The 8,436-nt window shown below is 76.1% G+C and carries 6 protein-coding genes; 4 read left to right on the top strand and 2 right to left on the bottom strand.

The genetic code is table 11. From position 1 onward, the window contains the following. Positions 1-158 precede the first annotated feature (158 nt). The gene (locus ABZ641_RS19070) at positions 159-2,828 is read right to left on the bottom strand and encodes a LuxR C-terminal-related transcriptional regulator (RefSeq protein ID WP_359983218.1); all 2,670 of its coding nucleotides are present in this window, start codon (positions 2,826-2,828) and stop codon (positions 159-161) included. 181 nt (positions 2,829-3,009) lie between these two features. Between ABZ641_RS19070 and ABZ641_RS19065 the strand changes: the two genes are divergently transcribed. Both ABZ641_RS19065 and ABZ641_RS19060 read left to right on the top strand, forming a co-directional pair. Further along, positions 3,010-3,465, top strand: a complete 456-nt coding sequence (locus ABZ641_RS19065; protein ID WP_359983216.1) for an ATP-binding protein — start codon at positions 3,010-3,012, stop codon at positions 3,463-3,465. Between the two features lie 240 nt (positions 3,466-3,705). Further along, a complete protein-coding gene (locus ABZ641_RS19060) occupies positions 3,706-5,589 on the top strand; it encodes a M1 family aminopeptidase (protein WP_359983213.1) in 1,884 nt (627 codons plus the stop codon). Positions 5,590-5,689: 100 nt separating this feature from the next. Here ABZ641_RS19060 and ABZ641_RS19055 read toward each other — a convergent pair whose 3' ends face one another. Next, complete coding sequence (locus ABZ641_RS19055; protein WP_344625425.1) at positions 5,690-6,115, bottom strand: SHOCT domain-containing protein; 426 nt, start codon at positions 6,113-6,115, stop codon at positions 5,690-5,692. Between the two features lie 311 nt (positions 6,116-6,426). On the opposite strand from ABZ641_RS19055, the gene ABZ641_RS19050 reads away from it, so the two are divergent. Next, positions 6,427-7,728: a helix-turn-helix domain-containing protein gene (locus ABZ641_RS19050; RefSeq protein WP_359983210.1), complete on the top strand. Its 1,302-nt coding sequence runs from the start codon at positions 6,427-6,429 to the stop codon at positions 7,726-7,728. A gap of 303 nt (positions 7,729-8,031) precedes the next feature. Continuing rightward, the coding region (locus ABZ641_RS19045) for an ATP-binding cassette domain-containing protein (RefSeq protein WP_359983208.1) at positions 8,032-8,436 on the top strand (405 nt) is incomplete at its 3' end.

Genomic DNA, 8,436 nt, shown 5'->3' with positions numbered 1-8,436 from the left:
CGCCGCGATGCCTCCCGCGCCTACGTGCGGGGGCGGGCCGCGGTCGCGGCGGGCCCCCGTGCGGCGCCGACCGGATCACGTGCGGCGCCGCCCGTGGTGAGCCTGCCGCACCCGGCGGGCGGCCCGGAATCCGGAGCCCGGATTCCACGGATACGCAATCAATCCGGTTCGGTCGGGGCGACGGCCCGCGGCACCGCGGTGAGCTGCTGGCGGGAGCGTGCTCCGGTCTTCTGCAGGGCCCGCGCGACGTGCTGCTCGACCGTCCGCGGGGACAGGTGCAGGGCGGCGGCGATCTCCCGGTTGGTCATCCCGGCGGCGGCGAGCCGGGCGACCTCCTCCTCGCGCGGGGAGAGCAGGTCGCCGTAGGCGGGGCGGCCGGGCCCGCGGCGGTCCTCCGGCGGACGGTGGCCGCGCAGTTCGGCCCGGGTCCGGGCGGCGTCCCAGGTGGCGCCGAGTGCCTCGAAGGCGGCGGCGCTGTCGGCCAGTGCCTCGACCGCGGCCTCGGTGCCGGTACCGCCGGCCTCCAGGGTGCAGCGGGCGGCCGCGGCGGCGGTGAGGGCGGCGTGGTACGGGCGGGGCAGTGCCCGGTAGCCGGCGGCGGCCCGCTCGTAGTGGGTGCGGGCGGTCTCCGGGTCGCCGGTGGCCTCGGCGAGGGCGGCCCTGGTCCAGTGCAGGGCGGCCTCGGCGGAGGGGGCGTCCCGGCCGTCGAGGCCGGCGGCGAACTCGGCGGCCATCTCGCGGGCCGCCGCGGCGGCCCCGGCGCGGGCGGTCGCCTCGACGGCCCAGGGGGCGAGTTCGGCGGCCCAGGCCCAGACGCCCTTGGCACGCAGCCGGTCCCAGGCGAGGGCGGCCTCGGCGGCCGCACCCGCGGTGTCCTCGCGGGCGAGGGCGAGCCGGATCAGTGCGCCGGAGGAGGCGGCCGACAGCGGGACGGGGCCGTGGTCGCGGTCCGGGGCGTCCGGGCCGGAGAGGTACTCCTCGGTCTCGGCCCAGGCGCCGCGGGCCAGCGCGAGCAGCCCGAGCACCAGCCGGGCGTCGGAGGCGATGAAGGGCATGTCGCCGGCCTCGGCGACCAGGGCGCCGGCGCGGCCGGCGAGTCCGGCCCAGCGTCCGGTCGCCCAGTCGAGGACGAGGGTGCAGCCGCGGCCGGTCTGCTCGGCGTAGGAGGCTCCGCTGCGGGCGGCCAGGGCGACGCCCTCGCCGAGCAGGGCGCGGGAGCGGTCGTAGTGGCCGATCCAGACGGCGGCGTCGGCGGCGTTGCACAGCCCGCGGGCGGCCTGCTGGCGGACGGCGACGGGTTCGCCGTCCCGCGGCAGTGCGTCGACGAGCGGCCAGGCGGCGGGGTCGCCGATGTTGAGCAGCACGCTGACCCGGTTCGCGGCGACCGCGGCCCGGACGACCGGGTCGCCGACCTGCTCGGAGACGGCGAGGGCGCGTTCGATCCAGGCGACGTTCTCGGCGAGCGGGGCACCCGGCCAGTACGGCATGGAGAGCGCGGACATGGCCCGGGCGAGCAGCACGGGCTGTTCCTGGAGCTCGCCGACGGCCCGCTCCAGTTCGGCCAGGCCGTCGGTGCAGCGGCCGATCTGGTTGCAGAGCAGCAGGCCGAGGTCGAGCCGGATCTCGCCGCGCAGGGCGGGGGCGAGGCCGTGGTCGGCGACGATGTGCTGCAGCACGGCGAGGGTGCGGTCGGAGCGCAGGCCCATCACCGCGGAGCGGGCGAGCAGGGTGACCAGGCGGGAGCGGGCGTGCTCGGGCACCGGGCCGGTGGCGAGCGCGGACTCCAGCAGGGCGACGGCCCGCTCCAGGTCTCCGCGGTCGGCGTGCCGCTGGGCGGCCCGTTCGACGGCGTGCAGCCAGCCGCGTTCGCGTCCGCAGGCCCGGCGGTGCCCGGCCACCCGTTCCCAGGGCACGGGCTGCCGGCGGACGAGCAGGTCGGCGGCGCGGCCGTGCAGCTCCTCCCGGTGCGGGCCGGCCAGGTGGTCCCGGACGGCGGCGGCCGCGAGCGGGACCCGGAAGCCGTACCGGCCGTCGCCGTGGTCGTGCAGGGCCGCGGTGCGCAGGGCCGCCTGGACGGCCGTGCGGCCGGTGTCCGGGGCGAGCCCGGCGACTTCGGCGAGCTCCGCGGCGGTGGCGGGTTCGCCGAGGACGGCCGCGGCGTGCACGACCCCGCGGTGTCCGGCGGGCAGGGCGGCGGTGCGGCGCAGGGCGAGGGCGGTGAGCCGCGGCGGGGGTGCGAAGGCGTCCGGGAGCCGGCCCTCCCGGGCGGCGAGCAGGTCGAGCAGGTCGGCGACCACCTGGGCGGTGCCGCCGGCCGCCCGGTGCAGCCGGTCCGCGAGGTCGGGCGGGCAGCGGTCGGCGCCGAGCGCGGCGGCGGCCATCCGCCGGACCTCCTCGGGGCCGAGCGGTCCGAGGTGGTGGCGGACGACGGTGAGCCCGGCGGCGTACTCGGTGTCCGGGCCGAGCGGCAGCCCGGGTTCGTCCAGCTCCTCGGGGCGGTAGCCGAGCACGCAGGCGAGGCCGGCCGGCGGGTCGGCGAGCAGGGCGCCCAGGGCGGCCCGGAGCTCCGGGCCGGCCCGGTGGACGTCGTCGGCGAGGAGCAGCGCCGGGCCCGCGGCGGGGCCCTCGGCGTTGCCCTCGGCCGGGGCTGCGGTCTGCGGGTCGGTGCGGACGGGCACCGGGACGCCGTGGGCGAGCCGGGCGAGCAGGCGGCTCTTGCCGGTGCCGGCCTCGCCCTCGACGAGCAGCAGGACGGGGCGGCCGCCGCCGTCGGCCGTCCAGGCCCGGGCCAGCAGGTGCCGCAGTGCGGTCTCGTTCAGTGCGTCCACACGTGCCACCCTGTCGGAGTTCACCGGACCGCCGGGCTTTCTTTGCGTATCCGTACTTCAGTCTCCACTGATTGCCGCGACCGTGGGAGGGCGGGCAGCGTGGTCCGGGTCATGGCCTCGCGGCCCGTGGGTCGGCGGGGGCCGCCGCCGATGCCGCCCACCGCGCAGGCAGGAGCCCCGCGTGAGGAATTCGACCTCTTCCAGACCCGTCGCCCTGGCTCCCGGACCGGACGTTCCGGTCCGGACCTCCCGGCTGACGGCCTCGGTCACCCTCCCCGCCGTACCCGAGTCGGTGCCGCGGCTGCGCGGTACTGCGCGGGCGCTGGTGCGCAGCCGGCGGTTGCCGGCGGACGTGGCCGAGGCGCTCTCGGCGATCGTCACGGAGCTGGTGACCAATGCGGTGCTGCACAGCGGCAGTGCGGACGTGTCGGTGCTCTTCGAGGTGTGCGAGTCCGCGCTGACGGTGCGCGTCCGGGACTGGGGCCGGTGGCGCGAACGGACCGCTCCGCGCCGCGAGCCGGCCGACGTGGACGCGGCGTTCGGGCGCGGCCTGGACCTGGTCGACGCCTTCGCGGTGGACACCACCGTGGTCCGCTCCCCCGACGGCACCCTCGTCGAGGCCGTGATCGCCCTGTAGGGCCCGTCCCCGGCGCGCGGCGGACGCGAAGGCCGCGGTGCCGCGGTCGGCGCGGTGCTCGCGCAAAGACCCGGCCAAATCTATGGCATGCCCCCTTCAATGAACGGGCGGGCTACTGTCACGCTTCTCTCGGCCTCGCGACCGGCGGGCCCCGATCCCCGTCGGTCGTCAACGTGCCTTCCGTACGGGCGGGTTGACCCTTCGTCCGGCACGGAAGGGTCCCCTACCCGAAGAGGATCGATGAGAAGCACCCTTCTCCCCCTGGTCGCCGCCGGCGCGCTGCTCGCGGCCGCCGTGGCGGCCACCGGTGCCACCACGGCCACGGCGACCGCGGCGGCGGCCTGCACCCCCGCCCAGGTGGTCGCCAACGGCGGTTTCGAGTCCGGCAGTTCACCCTGGTCCGCGTCGAGCGGAGTGATCACCGGCGGCGGCGGGCAGACCGCGCACGGCGGCAGCTCCTTCGCCTGGCTGGACGGCTACGGCTCCTCCCACACCGACACGCTCTCCCAGTCGGTGACCCTGCCCGCGGGCTGCACCTCGGCCACGCTCAGCCTCTGGCTGCACGTGGACACCGCGGAGACCACCGCCGCCACCGCCTACGACAAGCTCACCGCGAGCATCGGCGGTACCGCGCTGGCGAGTTGGTCCAACCTGGACGCCCGTCCCGGCTACCTGCAGAAGACCTTCGACGTCTCCTCCTTCGCGGGCCGCACGGTGGCGCTCTCCTTCACCGGCACCGAGGACTCCGGCCTGCAGACCAGCTTCGTGCTGGACGACATCGCGCTGGACGTCTCCGGCGGCGGCACCCCGACACCCACGCCCACGCCCACGCCGACGCCGAGCCCCACCGGCACCCCGACGCCGGACGCCACCCGGACCCCGGCCGCACCGGCCTACACCGTCTCGCTGAGCAGCGACGCCTCCGGCGCGTCCTGGACGGGCCACGAGAGCGTCTCCTTCACCAACGCCTCGGCCACCCCGCTCACCGAGGTGTACCTGCGGCTGTGGGACAACGCGCACGGCAGCTGCCCGAGCACCCCGATCACCGTCACCAACGTCACCGGTGGGACGGCCGCCGCCCTCTCGGTGGCCTGCACGGCGATGAAGGTCACCCTGCCCGCGCCGCTGGCCCAGGGCCAGGGCGGGACGGTCGGCTTCGACCTCGGCATCACCGTGCCGAGCGGCGCGGACCGCTTCGGCCACGACGGGGCGTACGACTTCCTCGGCAACGCGCTGCCGGTGCTGGCCGTCCGGGACGCCGCGGGCTGGCACCTCGACCCGTACACCAACAACGGGGAGTCGTTCTACTCGCTGGCCGCGGACTTCGACGTGACCCTGGACCACCCCAGCGGCCTGCTGGTGCCGGCCACCGGGACCTCGGTGGACACCCCCGGCACCCCGGGCCGCACCGTCACCCGGGCAACGGCGGCCAAGGTGCGCGACTTCGCCTGGGGCGCCGGGCCGTTCACCAGGATCAGCGGCACCTCGACGGCGGGCGTGAAGGTCAACGTCTACGCGGTGAGCGGGATCTCCTCCGGTGACGCCCAGTCGATGCTGACCACCGCCGAGTCCGCGGTGGACGCCCACGCGCAGCGCTTCGGCGCCTACCCGTACGCCGAGTTGGACGCGGTGCTCGACAACAGCTTCTGGTTCGGCGGCATGGAGTACCCGGGCTTCGTGCTCGACCTGGTCTCCACCACCGCGCTGACCCACGAGATCGCGCACCAGTGGTTCTACGGGATCGTCGGCGACGACGAGTACACCAGCCCGTGGCTGGACGAGTCGTTCACCGACTACGCCACCGACCTGGCGCTCGGCAAGACCGGCAGCAACTGCTGGAGCAGCGTCTCCTGGTCGTCCTCCGCCGAGAAGATCACCGACTCGATGGCGTACTGGGACGCGCACGCGTCCCGGTACTCCACCGTCGTCTACACCTACGGCAAGTGCGCCCTGCACGACCTGCGGCGGCTGATCGGCGACGGCGCGATGAGCACGCTGCTGCACGACTACGCGCAGTCGCACTGGTACGGGGTGAGCACCACCGCCGAGTTCAAGGCGGCGGCCCAGGCCGCGGCCGGCACCGATCTGACCTCGTTCTGGACCCAGCACCGGATCGAGGGCTGAGGGCCGGACCGCCCCGACGCACACGGCACCGGGCGCCCCGTGGAGGGGCGCCCGGTGCTCCGCCGTTCGAGTGACACGAGGACCCGGACGGGACGGCCGGTCAGGCCAGCAGCTTCGCCTTCGCCTTCTGGAACTCCTCCTCGGAGATGGCGCCGGTGGTCTTCAGGTCGGCGAGCTTGGCCAGCTGGTCGGCGTGGCTCTGGCCCGTGCCGCCGGCTGCGCCGCCCCCGCCCCCGCCGCCGTCGGCGGCCGCGCGGCGGATGTACGCCTGGAACGCCTCGTCCGTCCGCTGCGCCTGCTCCAGATCGCGCTGGGCCATCGAGCCGCCGCGCGCGATCAGGTAGACCAGCACGCCGATCAGCGGCAGCAGGATGACGAAGATCGTCCAGCCGGCCTTGCCCCAGCCGCCCATGTCCTTGCTGCGGAAGATGTCCGTGATGATCTTGAATAGCAGGAAGAACCAGAGGATGAAGACGAAGAGCTCCAGCATCGTCCAGAAGATGTTGAGCAGCGGGTAGTCGTCCATGGCACTCCCGTCCCAGCCGTTCGCCGGTCGACCGGCGGGCTGTCGGTCCACGGCGGCGCCCCCGCACCGCCCGTCCCAGCCGTCCGGTCCGGACAGGGGACAGAACGAGTCATACCATCGCATTCCGGGCGCAGCACTCGGCGTGTCGGCCGATCGGGGGGCTCCGTGGAGGCCCGCCGTCCGGTCACACCCCGGCAAGCGCGCGGTCACGATTCGGCCGACTGCCGCCGAGGTCGGCAGTCGTCCTTGTGCGGGCCGGGCCGGATGATTTTGACTAGCGCTGCTAGTTAAAAGTCGACGAGGGAGCGCCCGTGAGACCACCCGCCCTGGCTCCGCCCGCCGCCGCATCGACTGGCCCCGCCCCGAAGCCCCGGCTGCGCGGCCTGCCCGAAGAACCGCCCGCCCGGCGGCCCGTCCGGTCCCGGGCCGACACCGCCTCCGAACAGCTGCTCCGCCGCACCGCCGGCCACCTGCTGCAGGACGTCGACGGACTCGCCCGCGAGCTCGTCGCGCAGATCAGCGCACGGGAGCCCGCCTACCCCGCCACCATCGGCCCCGAGGAGCTGCGGCTGGAGGTGCGCACCTCGCTGGAGAGCTCGGTGCGCACCCTGCTCGACCCGCCCGGCACCTGGGAGGCCGCCCGGCTCTGCTCCTGGCAGATCGGCGCCCGCCGCGCCCAGCGCGAACTCCCGCTGGACGCCCTGCTGCACGCCTTCCGGCTCGGCGGGGCCCTGGTCTGGCGACGGCTGGTCGAGACGGCCACCCGCCGCGAGCCCGACCACGCCCACCTGCTGCTGCACAGTGCCGCCGGCATCTGGAGCTTCGTCGACGAGCACTCCGACCTGATCACCCAGGCCTACCGGCTGGTCGAGAGCCAGACCGCCCGCGAGCACCGCGAACGCGCCCGCGCCATGGTGCAGGCCCTGCTCGACGGCACCACCCGGATCACCGACCTGCCCACCGTCGCCGCCGCGCTGGACCTCCCCGAGCGCGGCCGGTACGCGGTCGCCGCCCTCGCCGGACCGGTCGGGCCGCCCCGGCACCCCGCCGAGGCCGCCCCGGTGCTCGCCGAACCACCCCCCGGGGTGCGGATCGTCCGGCACCGCGGCACCGACGGCGAGCACGCCCTCGTCCTGCTCGGCGACGCCGACCCGGCCGAGGTCGCCGCCTGCCTCGGCCACCACCGCGGCGCCCGGGTCGGCATCGGCACCGTCGTCGAGGAGCTCGCCGAGATCGGCGCCGCCCGGCGCTCCGCCGACATCGCGCTGCGCACCTGCACCGCCGACGGCGACGTCGCCCTGCTGCACGAGCGGCTGCCCACCGCCCTGGTCGTCTCCCTCCCCGACTTCGGCACAGCGCTGGTCGACCGGGCACTCGGCGCCGTCCTGGAGCTCGACGTCCAGGACCGCGAGTCGATGCTCAGCACGCTCGACGTCTGGCTGGACAGCGCCGGCTCCGCCCAGCGGGCCGGCACCCGGCTGTTCTGCCACCGCAACACCGTGCTCAACCGGCTGCGCCGGTACGAGCAGTTGAGCGGCCGCAGCCTCAACCACCCGCGCCACCTGGTCGAGTTGTCGCTCGCCCTGGACGCGTACCGGCTGCTGCCGTCCTGACACCGCGGCGCCGCCGCCGGGGCCGTCCTGAAGCCCCGGCGGCGGACCTGCCGTGCACTCTCCCCGCTCCCGGACCGCCCGCGCCGCCCCCGGCCGCCGGTACTGGTCGAGCTCACAACGCGGCCCGCCGGGCGCTGTGCAGCCGCAACGCGTGCCCGTCCCGCCATGGACCGCCGCTGCGCCGCCGTGGTGTCCTGCCGCTCACCCAGAACCGGGCAGACGCCCCCGTCGCCCGAGCTTCCCACCCTCCCGAGCGGCTGCTGCCCCGTGTGCGCGGCCCGGCGCTCGGACGCAAGGAGCACCATGAGCCCACCCGAGCGGTCGAGCGCGCTGACCGTCGAGAATCTGCACGTCGCCTACGGGCGCGCCGTCCGGGCGCTGCGCGGGGTCTCGCTGGACCTCCCGGCCGGGCGGATCACCGCCGTCCTCGGCGCCAACGGGGCCGGCAAGAGCACCCTGCTGCGGGCCGTCTCCGGCACCCTCGGCCTGCACCGGGGCGCGATCACCGCCGGGACGGTGGCGGTCGACGGCCGTCCGCTGGCGGAGGACGCGGCCCTGGCCGTGCGTGCGGGCGTCGTCCAGGTCCCCGAGGGCAGACGGGTGTTCGCCGACCTCACGGTCGAGGAGAACCTGCGGGCCGGCGAGCTCGGCCGCGGCCGCCGCGGCGCCGCGACCCGGCGGGAGGCCCGGCCGCCGCGGCGCCGCGAC

The organism is Kitasatospora sp. NPDC007106, from assembly GCF_040634455.1.
GTDB lineage: Bacteria > Actinomycetota > Actinomycetes > Streptomycetales > Streptomycetaceae > Kitasatospora > Kitasatospora arboriphila.
Note: the sequence above shows the minus strand (reverse complement) of the source record. Positions and strands in the feature narration are given on the sequence as shown.